The organism is Brumimicrobium mesophilum, assembly GCF_003025005.1.
Taxonomy (GTDB): Bacteria; Bacteroidota; Bacteroidia; order Flavobacteriales_D; family Crocinitomicaceae; genus Brumimicrobium; species Brumimicrobium mesophilum.
On sequence record NZ_PVSS01000003.1, the window covers coordinates 95052 to 112618 of the forward strand.

At 33.5% G+C, this 17567-nt stretch carries 32 protein-coding genes and 3 tRNA genes; 8 read left to right on the forward strand and 27 right to left on the reverse strand.

Going from position 1 to position 17567, the window contains the following annotated elements:
* Window positions 1–32 precede the first annotated feature (32 nt).
* The 5 genes from C6368_RS03735 (at window position 33) to C6368_RS03755 (ending at window position 2682) form a co-directional block, all read left to right on the forward strand.
* Window positions 33–626: a hypothetical protein gene (locus C6368_RS03735; RefSeq protein ID WP_107037839.1), complete on the forward strand. Its 594-nt coding sequence runs from the start codon at window positions 33–35 to the stop codon at window positions 624–626.
* A gap of 136 nt (window positions 627–762) precedes the next feature.
* A tRNA-Ser gene (locus C6368_RS03740) sits at window positions 763–849 on the forward strand.
* A gap of 257 nt (window positions 850–1106) precedes the next feature.
* Window positions 1107–1181, forward strand: a tRNA-Pro gene (locus C6368_RS03745).
* Window positions 1182–1255: 74 nt separating this feature from the next.
* Window positions 1256–1329, forward strand: a tRNA-Arg gene (locus C6368_RS03750).
* A gap of 153 nt (window positions 1330–1482) precedes the next feature.
* Entirely contained in the window at window positions 1483–2682 is a 1200-nt protein-coding gene (locus tag C6368_RS03755; protein ID WP_107037840.1) for a site-specific integrase, read from the forward strand.
* A gap of 46 nt (window positions 2683–2728) precedes the next feature.
* On the opposite strand, the gene C6368_RS17525 is transcribed toward C6368_RS03755, so the two are convergent.
* The 27 genes from C6368_RS17525 to C6368_RS03875 form a co-directional block, all read right to left on the reverse strand.
* The gene (locus C6368_RS17525) at window positions 2729–2860 is read right to left on the reverse strand and encodes a hypothetical protein (protein WP_262494845.1); all 132 of its coding nucleotides are present in this window, start codon (window positions 2858–2860) and stop codon (window positions 2729–2731) included.
* Between the two features lie 20 nt (window positions 2861–2880).
* Window positions 2881–3672 carry a hypothetical protein gene (locus tag C6368_RS03760; RefSeq protein ID WP_107037841.1) on the reverse strand — a complete coding sequence of 264 codons (792 nt, stop codon included), beginning with the start codon at window positions 3670–3672 and terminating at the stop codon, window positions 2881–2883.
* A 37-nt stretch (window positions 3673–3709) separates the two neighbouring features.
* The gene (locus C6368_RS03765) at window positions 3710–3895 is read right to left on the reverse strand and encodes a hypothetical protein (RefSeq protein ID WP_107037842.1); all 186 of its coding nucleotides are present in this window, start codon (window positions 3893–3895) and stop codon (window positions 3710–3712) included.
* Between the two features lie 25 nt (window positions 3896–3920).
* Entirely contained in the window at window positions 3921–4346 is a 426-nt protein-coding gene (locus C6368_RS03770; protein ID WP_159038420.1) for a hypothetical protein, read from the reverse strand.
* A gap of 24 nt (window positions 4347–4370) precedes the next feature.
* Window positions 4371–4568, reverse strand: a complete 198-nt coding sequence (locus C6368_RS03775) for a hypothetical protein (RefSeq protein ID WP_107037844.1) — start codon at window positions 4566–4568, stop codon at window positions 4371–4373.
* A gap of 10 nt (window positions 4569–4578) precedes the next feature.
* A complete protein-coding gene (locus C6368_RS03780) occupies window positions 4579–6135 on the reverse strand; it encodes a hypothetical protein (RefSeq protein ID WP_107037845.1) in 1557 nt (518 codons plus the stop codon).
* A 31-nt stretch (window positions 6136–6166) separates the two neighbouring features.
* A complete protein-coding gene (locus tag C6368_RS03785; protein ID WP_107037846.1) occupies window positions 6167–6394 on the reverse strand; it encodes a hypothetical protein in 228 nt (75 codons plus the stop codon).
* Between the two features lie 3 nt (window positions 6395–6397).
* Complete coding sequence (locus tag C6368_RS17530) at window positions 6398–6523, reverse strand: hypothetical protein (protein ID WP_262494846.1); 126 nt, start codon at window positions 6521–6523, stop codon at window positions 6398–6400.
* A 3-nt stretch (window positions 6524–6526) separates the two neighbouring features.
* Window positions 6527–6757, reverse strand: a complete 231-nt coding sequence (locus C6368_RS03790; RefSeq protein ID WP_107037847.1) for a hypothetical protein — start codon at window positions 6755–6757, stop codon at window positions 6527–6529.
* Window positions 6744–7178, reverse strand: a complete 435-nt coding sequence (locus tag C6368_RS03795) for a hypothetical protein (RefSeq protein ID WP_107037848.1) — start codon at window positions 7176–7178, stop codon at window positions 6744–6746. The genes C6368_RS03790 and C6368_RS03795 overlap by 14 nt, the downstream gene beginning before the upstream one ends.
* 5 nt (window positions 7179–7183) lie before the next feature.
* The gene (locus tag C6368_RS03800) at window positions 7184–7825 is read right to left on the reverse strand and encodes a DUF2272 domain-containing protein (protein WP_107037849.1); all 642 of its coding nucleotides are present in this window, start codon (window positions 7823–7825) and stop codon (window positions 7184–7186) included.
* Window positions 7795–8070, reverse strand: coding sequence for a hypothetical protein (locus tag C6368_RS03805; RefSeq protein WP_159038421.1), 276 nt, complete (start codon window positions 8068–8070; stop codon window positions 7795–7797). Before C6368_RS03805 ends, C6368_RS03800 begins: the two co-directional genes overlap by 31 nt.
* Window positions 8070–8513, reverse strand: coding sequence for a hypothetical protein (locus C6368_RS03810; RefSeq protein WP_107037851.1), 444 nt, complete (start codon window positions 8511–8513; stop codon window positions 8070–8072). Before C6368_RS03810 ends, C6368_RS03805 begins: the two co-directional genes overlap by 1 nt.
* 114 nt (window positions 8514–8627) lie before the next feature.
* Window positions 8628–8945, reverse strand: a complete 318-nt coding sequence (locus C6368_RS03815; protein ID WP_107037852.1) for a hypothetical protein — start codon at window positions 8943–8945, stop codon at window positions 8628–8630.
* A 3-nt stretch (window positions 8946–8948) separates the two neighbouring features.
* On the reverse strand, window positions 8949–9155 hold the full coding sequence (locus C6368_RS03820) for a hypothetical protein (protein WP_107037853.1): 207 nt from the start codon (window positions 9153–9155) through the stop codon (window positions 8949–8951).
* Window positions 9155–9499 (reverse strand): hypothetical protein, encoded by a 345-nt coding sequence (locus C6368_RS03825; RefSeq protein ID WP_107037854.1) that lies wholly within the window; start codon window positions 9497–9499, stop codon window positions 9155–9157. Before C6368_RS03825 ends, C6368_RS03820 begins: the two co-directional genes overlap by 1 nt.
* Window positions 9499–10047, reverse strand: coding sequence for a hypothetical protein (locus C6368_RS03830; RefSeq protein ID WP_107037855.1), 549 nt, complete (start codon window positions 10045–10047; stop codon window positions 9499–9501). The genes C6368_RS03825 and C6368_RS03830 overlap by 1 nt, the downstream gene beginning before the upstream one ends.
* 1 nt (window position 10048) lies before the next feature.
* The gene (locus C6368_RS03835) at window positions 10049–10396 is read right to left on the reverse strand and encodes a hypothetical protein (protein WP_107037856.1); all 348 of its coding nucleotides are present in this window, start codon (window positions 10394–10396) and stop codon (window positions 10049–10051) included.
* 75 nt (window positions 10397–10471) lie between these two features.
* A complete protein-coding gene (locus C6368_RS03840) occupies window positions 10472–11215 on the reverse strand; it encodes a hypothetical protein (protein WP_107037857.1) in 744 nt (247 codons plus the stop codon).
* Between the two features lie 49 nt (window positions 11216–11264).
* On the reverse strand, window positions 11265–11405 hold the full coding sequence (locus C6368_RS17235; protein ID WP_159038422.1) for a hypothetical protein: 141 nt from the start codon (window positions 11403–11405) through the stop codon (window positions 11265–11267).
* Between the two features lie 196 nt (window positions 11406–11601).
* The gene (locus tag C6368_RS03845; RefSeq protein ID WP_107037858.1) at window positions 11602–12078 is read right to left on the reverse strand and encodes a hypothetical protein; all 477 of its coding nucleotides are present in this window, start codon (window positions 12076–12078) and stop codon (window positions 11602–11604) included.
* Entirely contained in the window at window positions 12065–12283 is a 219-nt protein-coding gene (locus C6368_RS03850; protein WP_107037859.1) for a hypothetical protein, read from the reverse strand. The genes C6368_RS03845 and C6368_RS03850 overlap by 14 nt, the downstream gene beginning before the upstream one ends.
* Before the next feature lie 5 nt (window positions 12284–12288).
* A complete protein-coding gene (locus tag C6368_RS03855) occupies window positions 12289–12915 on the reverse strand; it encodes a hypothetical protein (RefSeq protein ID WP_107037860.1) in 627 nt (208 codons plus the stop codon).
* Between the two features lie 2 nt (window positions 12916–12917).
* Window positions 12918–13115, reverse strand: a complete 198-nt coding sequence (locus C6368_RS03860) for a hypothetical protein (protein ID WP_107037861.1) — start codon at window positions 13113–13115, stop codon at window positions 12918–12920.
* Window positions 13116–13117: 2 nt separating this feature from the next.
* Window positions 13118–13711 carry a hypothetical protein gene (locus tag C6368_RS03865; RefSeq protein WP_107037862.1) on the reverse strand — a complete coding sequence of 198 codons (594 nt, stop codon included), beginning with the start codon at window positions 13709–13711 and terminating at the stop codon, window positions 13118–13120.
* Window position 13712: 1 nt separating this feature from the next.
* Window positions 13713–14030 (reverse strand): hypothetical protein, encoded by a 318-nt coding sequence (locus tag C6368_RS03870; RefSeq protein ID WP_107037863.1) that lies wholly within the window; start codon window positions 14028–14030, stop codon window positions 13713–13715.
* Window positions 14030–14677 (reverse strand): hypothetical protein, encoded by a 648-nt coding sequence (locus C6368_RS03875; protein ID WP_107037864.1) that lies wholly within the window; start codon window positions 14675–14677, stop codon window positions 14030–14032. The genes C6368_RS03870 and C6368_RS03875 overlap by 1 nt, the downstream gene beginning before the upstream one ends.
* A gap of 636 nt (window positions 14678–15313) precedes the next feature.
* Here C6368_RS03875 and C6368_RS03880 point away from each other — a divergent pair.
* From C6368_RS03880 to C6368_RS03890, 3 genes are all read left to right on the forward strand, one after another.
* Window positions 15314–15553 (forward strand): hypothetical protein, encoded by a 240-nt coding sequence (locus C6368_RS03880; protein WP_159038423.1) that lies wholly within the window; start codon window positions 15314–15316, stop codon window positions 15551–15553.
* Window positions 15554–15634: 81 nt separating this feature from the next.
* Window positions 15635–16540 (forward strand): hypothetical protein, encoded by a 906-nt coding sequence (locus tag C6368_RS03885; protein WP_107037866.1) that lies wholly within the window; start codon window positions 15635–15637, stop codon window positions 16538–16540.
* A 367-nt stretch (window positions 16541–16907) separates the two neighbouring features.
* Window positions 16908–17567, forward strand: coding sequence for a hypothetical protein (locus tag C6368_RS03890; RefSeq protein WP_159038424.1), 660 nt, complete (start codon window positions 16908–16910; stop codon window positions 17565–17567).

Consider the following 17567-nt stretch of genomic DNA (forward strand, 5'->3'; position numbering starts at 1 on the left):
TTTTATGATTGATTTTTAAAACCTAATTTAAAATGGAAGTCTTAAGAAAAATTACTATTATAGGTTGTTTGGTTTATGGATTATATGGACTGGTTAGTTTTTTAGATTTAGGAACTTTCGTTCCCCCGATACCGTTGAAACCATATATTTTCATGGCATTTTTAATCGGATATGTTACGGTTTCACGACAAGATTTTTCTCCCTTACTGAGAATATCTTTATTAGTATGGATGATGGCATTAATTTTTGTAGGCCAATATTTTGTAGAAACCTTCTTTGATTATGAAACAGTAGATTTTTATCTGAACAATGTAGAACCATTCGTATTGATGGGTTCTATCGCTGGTTTTGTTGCAATGGTTTATAAACTGGTAGGAGAGTTAGCGTATCGTTCAATAAAATACTATTTGCCAATTGGTGTTTCTACAGCGATAATACCTTTGACTGTCATTTTTAAAAACCAAATTGTGTTTGATTGGGGTATGGTGATTGTTGCATTGTTGTTATTTACATTCGAAAGAATGAAAACAACCACTGAAATTGAGGAGAAGTATGAAAAAATATTTTATGTTTTGTACGGAGTATCAGTAGTAACTATCATTGAAAGAATGACTTATATTTTATAAGAATGTTTTTTTTAAAAAAACATTAAATTTTTCATTAAAAATGATTTGAATAGTCCAAGTTATTAGTATTTTTGCAGTCCGCAACCGAATAGGTATGGGTAAATGTTCAAGCGGAACATTTAAGTTTGAAATAAACGGAGAGATGGCTGAGTGGCTGAAAGCGGCACCCTGCTAAGGTGTTATACGGGCAACTGTATCCAGGGTTCGAATCCCTGTCTCTCCGCATTTTTTTTAAAGTGAAGTTACAAATTATCAGTTTTTTTTCTAAAACTATTGATTTTGAAAGACTTGATTTATTTTTGAAAAAAAAATAAAATAAAAGCTTGCAAACATGAAATCTCTTAGTATCTTTGCACTCCGCAAGTGAAACGATAACAAGAGACACTTTGAAATAAAACATTAAAATCCGATTCTCCCAAAGAATTAGATGAGTTCAATAAAACGTTATTGAATAATAAAATTTAATTAAATACACCAGCTCGGGGTGTAGCGTAGCCCGGTCATCGCGCCTCGTTTGGGACGAGGAGGTCGCAGGTTCGAATCCTGCCACCCCGACAGAAATGGGGATGATTCATTTCATCCCCATTTTTAATTAAAAGTGTATTTTCGCACTAGTTGTTTTAACACTAGGGCTCGTAGCTCAGCTGGATAGAGCACCTCCCTTCTAAGGAGGCGGTCAAAGGTTCGAATCCTTTCGGGCTCACTTTAAGCGTTGATGATTTTCATCAACGCTTTTTTATTTTAGACAAAGGTCTAAGTTTATTAGGTTTTAGACGATTTTGTTTTTGGCAGCGCTTGAACAACGCAAAGGATTGTGATACTGATCCGTGATACCAATTTCAAAATACGTGATACCATGAAAACAAAATATATTTTCAATCGAAAAAATCGATTGAACCTGCAAGGACAGGCACCTGTAGAGGTTATGATTTACTTGAACAGAAAAAAAAGAATTTTCCGTTCAACGGGGGTTTTTGTTGCCCCAGAATTTTGGGATGAAAATAAGAATGAACTCAAAAAAACAATTCCAAACTATCAAGAATTAAATCATAAATTAATTCTTAAAAGACATTCGTTAGAAGATCAAGTTATTAAGGAAGCAATGAGCGGAGACTTCTCGAGTGTAACTTTGGGCACCCAAAAAGTTAAATTGTTTGAATTCTTTGAACATCGTGTGATAAAAGTGACCAATTCAGAACTTACTGAGGGAACACAAATGATCTATCGTCGAACACTACGTTATCTGAAGGAGTTTAGAAAAGAAGATTTTTCAATTACAAAAGTTGATGTTTTCTTTTTAGAATCATTTAATATTTTCTTAAAGGAAACTAAAAAGTTAAAATTAAATGGTCGTGCATCTTTGATGCTCCGGTTAAAGACCGTTATGAATGTGGCGGTAAATGATGGAGTAGTAGACTATGCAAAAAATCCCTTTAGAACATTTAAAATAAACCAGGTTGATCCTGAAACACATTCCTTAACACTGGAAGAATTATATCGAATTGAAAATTTGGATATGTCCTTACGCCCAGAACTTGAGAAAACTAGAGATATGTTTTTGTTTTCTTGTTACACTTCTATAAGATTTGGTGATCTAATTAATTTAAGTTTTGAAAATTTTGAAGTGTTGGACCAGAAGAGAATTAGATTAACTTATATACAGGAAAAATTAAAACATAGAAGTGCCAAGAAAATACAATGGATTGTTTCCGACTTTTGGGGAGGTAAAATTGATAAGATTATTTTGAAATACTTCAAGAAATTTGAAACAGTGAAAGATGTTCAAAAAGACATTCGTTTTTTCTTTAGATATACTAATCAACATTATAATAGACAACTAAAGGAACTTCAGTATTTTGCTGGAATTAAACAGGAATTGCATTCACATCTCGCAAGACATACTTGCATAACATTACTTGTGAATGATTTTGGTTTAGACATTACAAAGGCTCAAATGATAGCAGGCCATTCAAAAATGGAAATGACGAGGAAATATTTAAGGGTGACAGAGTTAGATTTGCAAAACGCTGCTCAAAACATTAATTGGAACAAATAAAAAAAGCCTGGTCAATGACCAGGCCTTCCAACTTCCAAAATACAAGTTAAATTTTCTTCCATGCGGATTTCATGTTTTTTGCTTTTCCGCTTTTTACCAATTTAGCTGCTTTTTTTGCTTTTGCCGCAAACTTCTTTCTGGCCGCTAATTGTTTTGCTGTTGCTTTTTTCTTTGCCATTTCTATTTTGATTTTAGTTATTACTTATTGTTTGCGTTCCAATCATAATCCAAATGCTTTAGCAATGTTGGTTTGATCGTTCGCATTGATAGTCCAACATCTATTATTGTCGATTCTTTTTCTACAAATTCTGTTGTTGGATAAATGAAGCTTGAATAATTTCCATTAGCTTTTTCAACGTATTGATAATAATGATAAAAGCGTTCATCATTCTTTGTCAATTCATACACTGTTTTTTCAAACAATCGTGCCCAAACTTCCCAAGGCGCAAGTAAATACTTAGATTGCGGGTGTTTAATTAATGGCGCTACATAATCTTTATTAAATAATAGCTCCTTTGTTGGTTTGCGAATCGTTTCAATTTGCTTGTATTGAGTGGGTTCAGGTTGTTGACTAGCAAAGCTTATTCCTAGTTCTTTGTTTTTTGAGCGTCCAGCAATCCAATCAATATAATGTGCATACTCATGGATCAATGAACTTTCACCTTGGTATTTGTTTTTGTATTTTGATTTGCGTCCTCGATTCAAGTTGATCAACAATTTTGAAGGGTTAAAGTGCGCAAGTGATCCGCCTTTTCCTTCTGAACCAACTGCAATAATTAATTCACCAAATCCAAGATCATTGTTCTTTTTGATTTTGGCCAAAATTTCTAACTGCTTCTTAATTTTATACAAGAAGAAAAAACGCTCTTCCTGGTTCACGTAATTTCCAAACGCAAAACCTTTTAGATTGTACTTTTTTGCCAATTTTTCTGCATCAATTGTTTTTGGAATATCCTTAAAATTACGTTTAAAGAACTTTAAAAAATTCATTGAGAATTTTATAAATTGTTCCTGGCGTCCGTTGGTCTTAACTGTGTCTGTTATCCTGTGTACTTCTGTTTTTGGCATAATTACGATAAATTAAGGTTGATACTACAGCTACAATTGCAATTCCTACGATAATTGCAACGACCTTTGTTTGTGGCTTAGGTTGAGGATAAGCTGCTATAAACGTTGGGATTGTTTTGTTTGTGATAAGTCGATTTTCTAACATTTTAAATTTTGTTTTAAAGTGAACTTTACTTCATTCTATATCGTTCGCCTTTCTCGAATACAATAGTATTTCCATTAGGTTTAATAAGTAAAACACGTTTTATCTTCTTTCCGATTTTGGCGTGTTCGTACATAATTAAATATTTTCCATCGGGCCCTATTGTATGAAAAAGATTAATTCCGACCTCTTTATCTCGTTTTGTGATGGTGTAACGAATTTTTGTTATTGTATCGCCTGAATTGGTGATCTCGTAATAATCAAAAAAAGGGTTTCCAAAAGTGCTGGAGTTTGGTGGTTGCCTGTTAAACACCACGTTTGCACCTACATAACCTTGATGAACCACTTTCTTTTCATCCGTATGTTCTAATAAATAGGCGTTACTAAATTTGATTTCTTGAGCGCTTAAACTCATTGTTAGCGCAAATAATAAGATTGTGATAATTGATTTCATTTTGTTTTTTATTATTGGTTTGTATTAAATTGCTTTGACTATTTCGATTCCTTCAATTTCTAATTGATTCAACCACAATTGGCGATCTATGAAACTCAAAATTGTAGGGTGTCCAGTTGTCATAACTAGATCAGGTGTAACGCTTCCGTATGCTTTAACTTTTCCATTTTCGTTCTTCACGATGTAGAAAGTCTCAATTGTTGGTTTATTTATTTCTTGCATAATGTAAAATTCAAGGTTCTAGACCGCCGTCCGTTATTGTCCAGCCTTTAGGTGCTGCTGTTAATTCATTTCTAGCTGGTACCGCTGAAGCGTTATATTTAGAGTTTCCACCGTGGAAAGGCACGTTTATATTTGGATTTAAATTGTTTAAATCTTGTATTAATTGGGTGTATCTAGCAGATTCAATAGTGTTTCCTAAAAACATGTTGCTAGCATATGTCAAGTTCTGAAGAATAACTCCAGAGGGAAGTGTGGTTAAGTTGTTTGTGTAAAACATATTTGTTCCTGTTACCAAATTAGTTAATGCCATAACTGATGGTAGAACTGTCAAATTGTTGCCGAAAAACATCCCATTACCATTCAATAAACCGTTTAAATGCATCACAGCTGGCAGCATAGTTAAACTATTTGTGTAAAACATATTAGAACCATTCAATAAGGAGTCTAAACCCATGTTTGCTGGGAGTATGGTTAAACTATTTCCGCTAAACATTCTTTCAGACCTAACTAACGACGGCAGTGTCATTAATTCAGGAAGAACTGTTAAATTGTTTTCGCTAAACATATATTTTCCATCAATTAAAACAGGAAGAGCCATCACCTCTGGGAGGAAATCGATTTGATTCAATTCAAACATATTGTTAGATTCTGTAACTAAATCTAAAGCCATGTTTTCTGGAAGTGATTCTAAATTGTTGTTTTTAAACATCGAATTTCCCGATTCAAGCGTGGAAAGAGTCATTAGTTCAGGAAGGACTGTTAAACTGTTATTAGTGAACATCGAATTTCCTGATTCAAGCGCAGAAAGTTTCATTAATTCAGGAAGTACTGTCAAATTGTTATTTGCAAACATTGCAAATCCATCTATTAACGAATCTAACTTCAATGATGAGGGAAGGGTATTTATATTTGCATCTCTGAAATAACTAGAAGCATCCGTTATAAAATTTAACCATTGAATATCTTCGGCAATAACACTAATATTAGCACATCCGTAAAACACATCCGTTAATAATGAATTGAAGCCACCCCAATTCAATATATTGCCTTGTTTTAATAAATCTTTTGCTGCAGCATATTGCCAATTCTGAATCGCTCCAAAAATTATCACTTCATATTCTCCAGCTGTTGTATATGTGTGTATTGTTTCCACCTGATTGTAAGAGGCGATTTCATCGCTGGTACCATCTCCCCAAAAAACATGAATATCCGTGGCGCCAGGAACCAATGGTAATCGGAACTGATTGTCTTCACTTGACCCAGAAGAGGTTCTTCTGGTATCTATTTCAAAAATAAATGCGTTACTTAAATCTTCAGGAAATGGATTGGGTTTGGGACATGTCCCAGGATATAAAACAACCATACCTTTAATAACTGTGATGTCCTTCCAACAACCTATTGAATTCTCATTTATTCTAATTGTCATTTCAATAGGTTCGTTTTCAACTCCATCATCGTCATAAACTGGAGTGGCACGAATCATTGACTGAGGGATTGCTTGAATTTTACCGTACACCTTTTCGGGGACAGAACTTTCACCTTGTACTAATTTTCTAATTTCTGACATTTCTTAATCCTTTGATCTTGGTCCTGAAATTTTAAATTGGATATATTAAAAAGACCCCTTTTAACACTACTATGTCCTTCCATTCACCCACTGATTCTCTATTGGGCTGTAATGTCATTTCAATAGGTTCATTTTCTATTCCGTCATCATCGTGAACTGGTGTCGCTCGAAACATTGATTGAGGGATTGCCTGAATTTTTCCATAAACCTTTCCTGGTTCAGAACTTTCTCCTTGGGATAATTTTCTAATTTCTGACATTTATTATTCTTTTGATCCTAGTCCTGAAATTTTAGACTGGATATAATTTCTATTGAGATAAATAAGGATAATCGCACCGACAATTAATCCAGTTACGATTTCCTTCTGATATTTAGTGTAGACCTCCATGATCTAGCTATTTTTGATGATTGCCCAGGCTTCTTTCAAATTTGAAGCTTCGCCATTTTTAACCAACTCATGAGCAAGTTTGCTTTTTTGTCCTATGTTCATTTCTGAAACTTGGATTTCCTTCTGGACTGAATTATTAATTTCTGAAGGTCTTTTTCTTCTTGATCTACGTAAACTATTTGAAGTCGCCATTTTGTTTATTTTTTTTAAATTATTGATATTACCACCATCCACCCCAGAATGATTTTTTATTATTAATAGCGGTTGTCAGCTCGACATAAGTACCTGTTTTCTTGCCCAAAACAGCAATCATTGCGGTTTCTGTCTCACCTCCAAAAACACCATCAACTCCAATTTTCGAGAGTGAAAACAAATCAGCATTTCTGTTTATCAATTCTTGAGCTGATTTAACACAGAAATTTTTACTACCCATTTTTAAGATGTCTTCTTTAGCGCAGTTTTTACTTAAATTAGTAGGGATATTTTTTACTTCTCCTGATGAAGTTGGAGTGCTCGAATTAGAATTGGGAATTTCAGGAGTTTTATTTACATCTCGAGTACTATTGTCATGTTTAGACTTTGCTGCTCTAAGTACAAAAATCAAAATGATCGCAACCACTATAATAATTGCTGTTTTTTTACTAGGTGTTTTCATTTTCGTTACATTTTAATGACTGCAAACCAGTCATTGTGATTGATATATCCGTTCTTGGCAGGAACAATTGTTTTTTTAACAGTGTCGGAAACATTACCCCCAATTACCTCAATGTAATCTCCTGTGTTTTTCGTCACAATGTCGCCGTGAGTGGTTGCACCTATATAGAGATTAGTAAGGTTTCCTGTGTAACCTCGTCTTTTAATGACAATGTCTCCAGGCTCGGGCTTGTATTCTGAAATTTCGTAAGCGATTCTTTCAGTATCTCCGTTTTTGCGTCTCTCCCTTGCCCAAACCACATACTTTGAATGACTTGCTGATTTAGGAAAGTCCCAAAACTCCTGCCTAACTACGAAAGAAACAAAGGCCGCACTCCATGGTTGTTCATTGTCGAACTGCTTGATATTGGATTTATTAACCCAGTGCCATCCTGCGCCCTCATTCCAATATTGAACGAGAATATCTTGAACGGATGGGTCGGTTTCCTTTTTATCACGCCAAGTAAGTAACTCTTTTTCTGCCTTTGCGACCACTAATTTTTTGTCCATACTAAAAAATCTTTTAAGTAAATATTGAGCTGTAAGGATTGCTATAATCGCTGCAGCCAATGTTATTGCTATTCCTTGCATTTGTTTGGCTGAATACATCTTTGATTGAATTTTTCTATTAATTCCTGTGATTCCTTAAGAATTATCCTCGTTTTTTCAGCGTCAAGCTTCATTTCACTAGAAAAATCCTTGTACATCTTTATCACCTCTTTTGCATTATCAATGTCAATTCCTGTGATCTCTGAATTATTTTTTCTCCTGGCAAAAACCCATGTGATTCCAGATGATGCAAAAAGCACCAACGTAGGATAAACAAAGGTTGTAAAGAAGTCATTTGTCATCATTAGAATTGTTTTGTGATTCCTTTTTTAGCCATGTGCTCATTAATCTCCAGTAATTCTAAACGATCAAAATCGCCTGTTACCCAAGCAGTCAAATCACCACCTGATCCCCAAAAGGAACGAATTCCAAAAGCCTTTTCTAAACTGATAAAGTCAATATCGTTTTCTAACTTTTTAAGAATCGACAATTCAGTATCATGAGATAAGTTAGGACCAGCCATTGCTCTTTCCAATTGATTCGCAAAAGTGTTGTACTCTGATTTTGAAAAAGAAGGACTCATTCCTTTAGATTTAAGTGCTGCAATCTCTCCAGTGTCATCTGCCGTGTTGAGGAAATGTTTTGCGTAAGATTTCGCCGTGGATAAAATATAAATTGTAAGTATAATTGCTATGATTACAACAATACCCTTCGTTTTTGCGTCTAGACTGTCAAACCATTCTTTCATGACTTTGAATATTTTACGAGCAAAATAATTGTAGCTGCTACGATCAAAACGACCTGAGCAACCAAGAAAATATTTTGCTGACTGATTTCTACTTCTGTTTTAAATTCCATTGATCTACTTTTTAAAAATTTTTACTAAAACAATTAAAATGACAATGCCAACTACTGCATATATTACTCTTTCAGGAAGTACTTTTTCTTCAGCAGCAGAATCTGAAACGCTCCTTCCTATATTGTTGGCCATGGTTTGTTTTACTTCTAAAGCCTTCATCCTACAGTCGTTGTAAACGCTATTTTTCTCTTTACATGTTTTTGTAAAAGAAAGGCAAGTAGGTTTCGAACCACATTCAGCCGTGCCAGTTGCATTTCCTAATCCTTGAACTATTTGACCAAAGCCTAAGGAGTCAGTGCCTAGATTAATTGATGGGACCATTGCTTATTTATTTTTACGTGAGTAAATAATTCCAAAAACCAAAACACCTAATATTACAAATGCAACAATATTTTGAATTCGCTTCTTTTTAGCATTTATTTCAGCTGCTTCTTGTGCAGGATCTTTTTTTTGACTCTTCCAATCTGGAAGGTTAATGTTGAATACATAACCCCCTGTTGAAATAGAGTCTGAAATTTCTCTTTCATTCATTATTTCTTAGATTTTGAGTGTGAATAAATAAAAAGACCAACAATGACCACAAGTAAAACACCACCTAAAATCATTGCTTCCTTTTTAGGGAATTTCGATTCTGTTTTGATCTGTTCTTGAATTGTGGGTCTCGGTAATCCAATTCCTCCAGTAACTCCTGTATTTGTAGCCTGAAGGAGTTCGTTTGTTTCAGAAATGCTTAATTCCGTTTCTTTTTGGGCAACATGTTCAGGCCTTAATTCTCTTGCCTCAGATTCAGTAGGCTTTTTAAGCACTTTAGAAGGCCTTTCGGGCATTTTAATAAAGCCCGGATTCATTATTAATGCTGATGTATTGATATCCATTACTTCCCTATTTTCTTATAGGCCACATAAGCTACAATTGCGATTACTACAACTCCAGCGGCTATATATAAGTAGTTAATATTCTTTTTTTCTGAAGCTTCAGATTGAGCTTTTATCATTGATGCATTGTAGCTCGATTGACCTTCGTAATTTGCCCTGGTTAAAACAGAATCTCTTGTTTCCCCTTGCTTTGAAAGTTCATTAGAGATATCAATCTCGGACTGGTTAAAATCTTTGATTGCTTGATTTTGGTCTGCCAAAGTGGCTTCCAAATCAGGAATAGTAACAGTTCTTATTTTTTCTGCTTCAGCTTTATATGCTTTTGATTGATTGATAAGACGAACGTTATCAGCATTTACCCTCGCAATTTCGCTTCCGTTCTTTCGTTTCCAGCTGTTACTTTTCGAAGCCAACCAAGCTGCTTGAGTTTGTGCAAGAGCAAAGTTTTGATTTGCAACGTAAGTTCTATCATTAGCTAATTTTAAAAATCTATCGATATCATCCTGCGTATTATCAGCAGCTGTTTGTAATTGTGATAATGTTGCCATACTATTTGTTTTTAAAGATGAGTACTAAGGCGACAACAACGACAACTGCAACGCCTGCATAAACGACAGTTTTATTTATTCCACCCACTCCAGGTACATTGTAATTGTTTTCTGAATTGGCTTTTTCTGCTTGAAGTCTTGCTAATTCAATTTCCTGATCTTTACCCTTGTAATTAAATTGATTGATTATTTCAGGAGCTGATCCTATAAGGTTCGAAACCCACCCAAAATTAAATCCTGAACCTTCTGATTTTCCTACTCCAGTTTCTGAAGCAGAATGTGAAGTTTGCACCAACTCAGTTGGAGTAGGGGTTGGCGTGTATGATTTTTGTTCTAATGTATAAGACATCTTTCGAGAATGTTAAAAAAATAGCCCATCCCTTTCTGGGCGGGCTATTTTTCGATTATTAAATTCGACTAATTCTTAGCAATGGCAATCCTCCCCAGGTGCAAAGTGCTCGCGGATAGTTTCCGATCCTGCTTTCACCATTCTGTGAAATAATTCAGGCTGAGAAAGTCTCGCACCAACGCTCATTGTGATTGTCATTTTTGTTTTTGCATTGATCGTCATTGCAAAAACATCCTGTTGTGAAATCAAAGCATCAAAGTTTTGATCTACTAGGTCAACCGTCAACATTTCCGTAGAAGTGTCTTTTGGTCCTTGGAATTGTGAGAAGTTCAATGAACCTTTTCTCAATGGTTCTTTAAACGGAGACAAGAAATATCCTGTGATATCGTTTCCGTAGTTTGTGTTTTCAGGAACACCATCAATAGCAAATGATCTCATTGCAATTTTTGTTATTTGCGTTGGTTCAATTGAGAAGTGTGATGCTAGGAAAGTTTTTTCCTGGGCATGATTTAAGGATTTAACCGTTAAAGCATTCGGCGCCTCACCTTTAGCAGCTGTGCTGAAAAGACTTCCTTGTGGCATTCTTTGAAATTCTTGACTTCCATCGATAAATCCAGCTGTTGGATTACCTCCTAATAATACACTTGGAGCAAAATAAATTACTTCGTCTGTCTCTGTTCCATTGGCAACTTCAAAACGAATAGTGCTTCCTGTCTTTCTAGCACCAATAACGTTTTTCACTCCACCAGCAAATGAAAGTAAACCTTGATTAGAAGTTTTTTTCATTAATGTTTGTTTTACTCTTGTTTCCTTATTCATGATTATTTTTTTGAATATTTTTCTACTTTTTTTTCAGGCTTTAGACTGATTAGTCTTTTTCTGCCTCGTCAATTGCGTCTTGAATTTCTCTTTCAGTTTTTCTTTTTTTGGTCTCTTGATAAATCATAAGACCTAGGATTCCTGCTGAAATAACCACACTGACAACTGTTAATACTGTACTTGTTTTCATATTGCTTTTTATAAATGAATTTCGTTGAATGCAAATATGAAGTAACAGTTTTGGTAGGTTGACGGATAACGACGGTAAGCGACTGATAAACACTGATAAAAACTAAAAAGAACCTATAAAGACGGTATTGATTATTAAAATTTGGCATAAAAAAAGCCCTGGAGAGTTTCCAAGGCTTTTTTTACTTATGCTGTGTTTATTTTTTGAAAATATACATCAACCCCAGTATTAATATTATCACTACTAAAAGGGTGGATGTTACGTAATCGATATAGTCAAACCAACTTAATTTTTCTCTAGGCTTGTGAAATATAGGAGTTTCACAAGGAACTAGAACTTCACGCACTATTTCATTTATTGTTGTATCACATTTGCCGTGTACATATAGCGTGTCATTTCGAACATACGTTTTAATGATTAAATTATCTTCGGTTATATAAACAGTATCTTTTTTGAGGTTTTCAACTGAAATTAATGAATCCTTTTCAACTGCTGGAGTAATTACTGTTAAAGTGTCCGTAACTTTTACAGTATCTCGGTGGAGTAGGTGAGGATTGTTTTTTAAAATTCTATTGATCCGCTTTTGTGGTGCGCAGGAAGAAAAGAGGAACAGGAATAGAATTATAACAATCCAAATTCTATTTAAACCTATAAAAACTTTAAATTTCATCATCTTTTATTTTTGTTCCCCATATTTCTAAAAATCTTCTGGTAACAACTGGAGGAAGTATTGAACGTTTTTTTTCGTAGCCCAGTTCAACTAATTCATCGTAATATTTTACATTAAGCAAATACTTAAGCTTAGTATGTTTTATGCCTAAATATTCCCTCAAATCAGATTTACTTACAATTTTTGTAGTTGTGTTTTCTGTGGCCATTTTGTTTAACTTTTTACATCCACATTTACAGGGATTACTTTAAAATCATATTGATTTGTTTTCTTGGTCGTTTGTAAGGCTTCAAATGCTTTTCTAATAGCAGGTTTATCTAATTTTTTTGGAACAACAGTATCACCAGTATGATGAAGAATTATCACCCTTGCTTTTCTTGCAAACCAACTAGGAACATCTTGGAGATCATGAAAAGTAAAGAAGAGCTCGACATTTCTTTGTTTTACATTTAAAAAAAGCTTTTTTATTACTCCAGGTACTTTGGATTCTGCTTCAATCCATCTACTGGCGTCTTCAATTACAAGAACGGAATTTCTAAGTTTCGAGAATTTTTCAACATACGTAGTATAATCATCTCTTTTTTGAATTATTCGAACATGGCCCGACTTTAACCTAAGAAGATCTTCTTCTTTTATGATCGGAAGCTTTTGATTGCCACGTTCGGGATTGTGATGACTTTTCAAAGATTCCCAATTGTCATAATCTCCATCATCAAAAACGACAAGCTTATTTATTGACTCGTTATTATCTAGTATTTTATTGACCAACCTTTTTGTATTGGTCGTTTTACCTGAACCAATACCGCCAACTATAATGTATATGAAATTTTGTCTTGACATTATTATTCGTAATCATAAGTTATTCGGCAAATGGACTCATCTTCATGAACTATTTCACAAGAAACTCTATTTGTAGGCTTCCAAGTTCTGAAAACAGCTATTACCCTACCTTTTTTCTTTTGCAGGTTTTTACATTTCGGACAAGTCTTAGGACATCCATTCGCCAACCTTTTAGGTATTAAATTTTTCTTTTTAGCCATAATTACATCATTAAAACTTGACCAATTGTAAAGGATTCGATAAGTATAAATTGAACCCAGAATGAATCCTGACCTTTGAATTTAATTTGATTCTCATAGAAATATTTCGCTAGTGATTTTGTAAGATTTTCCTTCACCTCTTGATCATAAGTAACAATATCTTTAATTCCTTGAGTTTTCTTTTCGTATGCCTTTAACCTCTTTAATAAAACTTTCTCCTTTTCTGTTAACTCATCATCTCCCAAAAGTTCTTTTTGCTCCAAAAGTTTCATTTTTTTTAAAACTTTATCACTTCCAAGTTTTTTTTTCATTTTCCACTTGGCCAAACGTGTTAATCCACCTTCACGAAGCATACTATATAAATCTACACACGACTTAGCACCGTCATAGGCTTCTTTCTCGGTAATCAGCTTTATTTTTTCTACTGGAGGAACTTTTGAATTTAAAGCAGAATCAATTTCGTCTTGAATTTCTTCCTCCACATGATCTTCGAATTCTAAACCTGACAGATCAAACTCTTTTTCATTCTCTTCATCAACTTCTGATCTGTGTTGTGTTGGTGTAGTTAGAACATCGTCTAAATTGAAATCAAACATATTAATCTAGTTTTTTTGGTTGGTCCATTAAATGATCATACTTGTTCATTATTGGAGTAAGCATTTCCCATTTATCGACGATATCCTGAATTTTAACTTTTCCAGAAAGTAGTTTTTTACCAACTGTTAGGGAAATCTTACCAATTTCAGCAAAGGAAAGTTTTTCACCTTCTTTTTTAGACATATCCGAAAAATCAAAACCCAGCTCATTCCATTGGTTTTTTACTGTATTGGCAATAAAACCCATGTCTTTTTCCATTTCCGATTTTTCAAGCTTCAATTGCTCGTTTTCGTCTCTTAATCTTTGAATTACTGACATTATCCTAAATTTTTACGTTTGATACCTGTTCTAAAACCCTCTCCCCAATTGAGCAGTGCACCTTTATTGAAAACCATTGCTTCAATAATTTGCCCTGGTTTTTTCAATTCAGGATCTATTTTTTTGGAATGCCTCCAGCGAGCAATAAGATTGAGTAATTCAATTTGCTTTTCTGTCAGCTTCAAAAGAATTTCATCAGCCGAAAGCGATCGTTCAATTTCTTTTTCTACAACTTTTTCAATGGTTTGCGGTTTTGGCGGTTCTTCACTCAAAACACCAAGCACATCATTTAATAACTCTTCGTTTGTTGAAGAATCTTCCTCTTCAGCGCCGTACAAACTTTCTCTGATCAATTCAAAGAGTGGTTGCAAGTCGTATTCATCTTGGTTTTGATTTGATTCCACTTTGTTTTCACTTTGGTTACGGAGTGTTTCCAACTCGATTTCAAGTGATTTCACTTTGTTTTCGGCTGTAATCAAATTGGTTTCAAGTGTTTTCAATTCTTGTAAAATGCCGAAAACAACATGGTTTCCATTTGAAAACGTTGTTTCTAACTTCTCCTGAAGCTCATCAGAAACTTCTTGAAGTTGGTTCCTTTCAAAATCTGAAAGTTTAACTGCTAATTGTTTACTTGGTATTTGATACATTTTATGCTTTTTGTGTTAGAAAAAAAATGCCGTCTTTCCGAGCTGTCAAATACCACTTTGCCTATTAAGCGTGGTTCTCTGTTATAATTGTCCTCTCGACATTTATCGAAATCCTTTATTTTTCAATTGTTATCACTTTGCTTTCATTCTGATACAAATGTGATTACACTTTGATTTCAAACCAAGGGTTTTTGAATTATGGATTAAAACTTAATACTATCAGTATCAGATTCTAATACGATTAGTATTATAATTTGATCCTTGAAGTGTAAAAATGAAGTAGGAGAGAAGTTTAAAAAGTTGTTGCTTAAAAACTCGAAAAACGTCCTACTACAGCTACTACCTACTACAAAAACGCCTGTAAGTACCATAAACACTGTGTAGTAACTTCGGTTTAGTCCTGATATAATCCTACTACACCAGTTTTTTCAATAGTTTCAAGAGCTTTCTTTTTTTTTTGTAGTAAGATGTAGTAAGATTGAAAATTATATCCTACTACAACAAAACCCTAATAAATATAATACCTATAGAACTTTGTAGTAAGTAGTAGGATAGAATGTTGTTTTTTTTAGATTGGAGTTTAAAAAGTCAATTTAATTGTTACATTTACTCTAAATAACACATATATCTTACTACATGATCAGGAAAACCACCATTTCATTATTATTCATCTCCTTTTTTAGTTTGGGAATGACAGAAAACCCAATATCCAGCAAACCAGATTCAGCAACAACAGTTTATGTATGTGGAGAAAGTAAGATTTACCATAAAATAAAATCACATGCCGCATTAGGAAGATGTAAATCTGGTATAACTAAAATGACTGAAGCTAAAGCTGAAGAGTTAGGGAAGAGGGTTTGTAAGTGTAAGAATTAATAAAATTATAGAAACAAAATAACTTAATTATAGTTGCTAAAAACTATTTAAACAGTTTATTGCTTAATATTAAATAAAAAAATGAACTCATTAGAAATAATCAAATATCTAAAAACTGCTAATAATCTATTTACATATGCTTCTAAAGTACACGGTGGTTATATGAACTACTCTGTAAGCGGGTTAACCAAATTGAGAAAAGCAATAAATGAAATAGAAAAAACAAATCTATTTGAAACTAGAATTCAAAATCTAAAAAGTTCGAGTTGGTATTCTGGGTATGAAGACCAAACTGATATTCCAAATACAGAAGACAGAGATATAAAATCTTTTATTTCTTTCATTAATCTGGCAAGCGAGGGTATAGAGGAATATGTAAATTTGAAAAGTAATATTGATGAGGAATATATTTTAAATATTTACTTACCTAATCAATATACATTCTCAGATTTTGCGTCTTTAGCAAATGAATTGAAGAAAGGCATTGAACTTCCGTCCTTGGATGTCGGAGGTTCATCTAAAATTGTATCTGCTGAACCTGGTTCTATTTGGCTTGTTGTCGCATTTACCACTAGTGCCGCAATAGCGATTGTAGGAAAGATTATAAAAATAGCTACTAAAGCAAATATTGAAATTCAAAAAGGAAAGATTTTTGCCAATTATGCACAGAGCTTAAAATTAGAGAATGAATTGACTCAAACAATTTTAGAAGCACAGAAAAAATTAGTAGATGAAATAATTAATAAGGAAATTGATGAGGCAAAGAAAGACCTAGATGATACAGACGATATTACAAAGGTCAGTAGGCTAAAGTTGGCAGTAAAGACAATTTCTGAATTATTAAGAAGGGAGATAAAATTTCTGCCTTCACCCAAAATGGGAATTAATGTAATGGAAAATTTTCCTGATGAAGATAGTCCTAATTTGATAGAAAAGGAAATGATCAAATTATTATCCCAAAACCAGAAAATTCAAGAAGATAAATAACTATTAATCCTATCGAAGTAAAGCAAATTTTTAGAGACTGGAATATCAATAATTAAGAAGGTATTTTTTCAAATTAAAACACAGATGATTATGATTCTAAAATTCTTGAAAAATCTATTGAACTAGTCGATAAAATAAAAAATGATAATAAATAGAACCAAGACACCTAATGCTAGCTGTCGCTAAGAACAGTTTTTAGCTTAGTTTTACCTGAACTTAACACAAAATTATGCCGCATAAAGAATTTTTAGAAGAATATTCATTATTCAGAAAGTTGAAAGGTGGAATTCCCGCGACTATCGACCAATTGCCTAGGCCTGCTATAAATATGAATTGTAGCAATTGTAAATCAACACAAACTTTTAATATGTTTAATAAGTATGTAGATGAATTAGGACCCTGGAATGCACCTTGTGGAAACGCCAGACTTAGGTTAAAATACAAATGCCAATCTTGTAAAGATTTCACTCGAGAATTTAGTATTTATATAAGCCCTGAACTAGATTATGTATACAAGTACGGACAATATCCTGAATGGGAAATAAAAATGGACAAAAACCTTGAAAAAACATTGGGAAAGCACTCTAAGACTTTTAGAAAAGGTTTAGTCTGTGAATCTCAAGGTTATGGAATTGGAGCATTTGCTTATTATAGAAGAATAACAGAAGAAATAATTGACGAATTGCTTGACTCAATTGAAGAGTTGATTGAAGAAGGACATCGAGCAGAATATAAAGAAGCACTTGAAAAAACTAAAAATACTAGAGTAACCCAGGATAAAATTAATTTAGTTAAAGATTTACTACCAACAATTTTAAAACCTGATGGATTGAATCCTTTTGGAGTTCTGCATAGTGAGTTAAGTGAAGGACTTCACGCTGAATCTGACCAAGATTGTTTAGAAAATGCAACTCATGTAAGAACTATTTTAACTTTTTTAATAAATCAGATTATTCAAAGCAAAGAAGCTGCTAAAAATTTTAGTTCTAGTATGAAGTCTATTTTGGAGAAAAAAAGTAAAAAATAA

Bases quoted from the DNA above. Each gene is read 5' to 3' on its own strand.
- C6368_RS03780 (WP_107037845.1), bottom strand. From the start codon at position 6,135: ATGTCAGAAATTAGAAAATTAGTACAAGGTGAAAGTTCTGTCCCCGAA.
- C6368_RS03810 (WP_107037851.1), bottom strand. From the start codon at position 8,513: ATGAAAGAATGGTTTGACAGTCTAGACGCAAAAACGAAGGGTATTGTT.
- C6368_RS03775 (WP_107037844.1), bottom strand. From the start codon at position 4,568: ATGCAAGAAATAAATAAACCAACAATTGAGACTTTCTACATCGTGAAG.
- C6368_RS03830 (WP_107037855.1), bottom strand. From the start codon at position 10,047: ATGGCAACATTATCACAATTACAAACAGCTGCTGATAATACGCAGGAT.
- C6368_RS03875 (WP_107037864.1), bottom strand. From the start codon at position 14,677: ATGTATCAAATACCAAGTAAACAATTAGCAGTTAAACTTTCAGATTTT.
- C6368_RS03815 (WP_107037852.1), bottom strand. From the start codon at position 8,945: ATGGTCCCATCAATTAATCTAGGCACTGACTCCTTAGGCTTTGGTCAA.
- C6368_RS03870 (WP_107037863.1), bottom strand. From the start codon at position 14,030: ATGTCAGTAATTCAAAGATTAAGAGACGAAAACGAGCAATTGAAGCTT.
- C6368_RS03825 (WP_107037854.1), bottom strand. From the start codon at position 9,499: ATGGATATCAATACATCAGCATTAATAATGAATCCGGGCTTTATTAAA.
- C6368_RS03835 (WP_107037856.1), bottom strand. From the start codon at position 10,396: ATGTCTTATACATTAGAACAAAAATCATACACGCCAACCCCTACTCCA.
- C6368_RS17235 (WP_159038422.1), bottom strand. From the start codon at position 11,405: ATGAAAACAAGTACAGTATTAACAGTTGTCAGTGTGGTTATTTCAGCA.
- C6368_RS03880 (WP_159038423.1), top strand. From the start codon at position 15,314: ATGATCAGGAAAACCACCATTTCATTATTATTCATCTCCTTTTTTAGT.
- C6368_RS03800 (WP_107037849.1), bottom strand. From the start codon at position 7,825: ATGTATTCAGCCAAACAAATGCAAGGAATAGCAATAACATTGGCTGCA.
- C6368_RS17525 (WP_262494845.1), bottom strand. From the start codon at position 2,860: ATGGCAAAGAAAAAAGCAACAGCAAAACAATTAGCGGCCAGAAAGAAG.
- C6368_RS03850 (WP_107037859.1), bottom strand. From the start codon at position 12,283: ATGGCCACAGAAAACACAACTACAAAAATTGTAAGTAAATCTGATTTG.
- C6368_RS03785 (WP_107037846.1), bottom strand. From the start codon at position 6,394: ATGTCAGAAATTAGAAAATTATCCCAAGGAGAAAGTTCTGAACCAGGA.
- C6368_RS03755 (WP_107037840.1), top strand. From the start codon at position 1,483: ATGAAAACAAAATATATTTTCAATCGAAAAAATCGATTGAACCTGCAA.
- C6368_RS03855 (WP_107037860.1), bottom strand. From the start codon at position 12,915: ATGTCAAGACAAAATTTCATATACATTATAGTTGGCGGTATTGGTTCA.
- C6368_RS03770 (WP_159038420.1), bottom strand. From the start codon at position 4,346: ATGAAATCAATTATCACAATCTTATTATTTGCGCTAACAATGAGTTTA.
- C6368_RS17530 (WP_262494846.1), bottom strand. From the start codon at position 6,523: ATGGAGGTCTACACTAAATATCAGAAGGAAATCGTAACTGGATTAATT.
- C6368_RS03820 (WP_107037853.1), bottom strand. From the start codon at position 9,155: ATGAATGAAAGAGAAATTTCAGACTCTATTTCAACAGGGGGTTATGTA.
- C6368_RS03765 (WP_107037842.1), bottom strand. From the start codon at position 3,895: ATGTTAGAAAATCGACTTATCACAAACAAAACAATCCCAACGTTTATA.
- C6368_RS03760 (WP_107037841.1), bottom strand. From the start codon at position 3,672: ATGAATTTTTTAAAGTTCTTTAAACGTAATTTTAAGGATATTCCAAAA.
- C6368_RS03860 (WP_107037861.1), bottom strand. From the start codon at position 13,115: ATGGCTAAAAAGAAAAATTTAATACCTAAAAGGTTGGCGAATGGATGT.
- C6368_RS03885 (WP_107037866.1), top strand. From the start codon at position 15,635: ATGAACTCATTAGAAATAATCAAATATCTAAAAACTGCTAATAATCTA.
- C6368_RS03795 (WP_107037848.1), bottom strand. From the start codon at position 7,178: ATGAAAACACCTAGTAAAAAAACAGCAATTATTATAGTGGTTGCGATC.
- C6368_RS03865 (WP_107037862.1), bottom strand. From the start codon at position 13,711: ATGTTTGATTTCAATTTAGACGATGTTCTAACTACACCAACACAACAC.
- C6368_RS03890 (WP_159038424.1), top strand. From the start codon at position 16,908: ATGTTTAATAAGTATGTAGATGAATTAGGACCCTGGAATGCACCTTGT.
- C6368_RS03845 (WP_107037858.1), bottom strand. From the start codon at position 12,078: ATGATGAAATTTAAAGTTTTTATAGGTTTAAATAGAATTTGGATTGTT.
- C6368_RS03735 (WP_107037839.1), top strand. From the start codon at position 33: ATGGAAGTCTTAAGAAAAATTACTATTATAGGTTGTTTGGTTTATGGA.
- C6368_RS03840 (WP_107037857.1), bottom strand. From the start codon at position 11,215: ATGAATAAGGAAACAAGAGTAAAACAAACATTAATGAAAAAAACTTCT.
- C6368_RS03805 (WP_159038421.1), bottom strand. From the start codon at position 8,070: ATGATGACAAATGACTTCTTTACAACCTTTGTTTATCCTACGTTGGTG.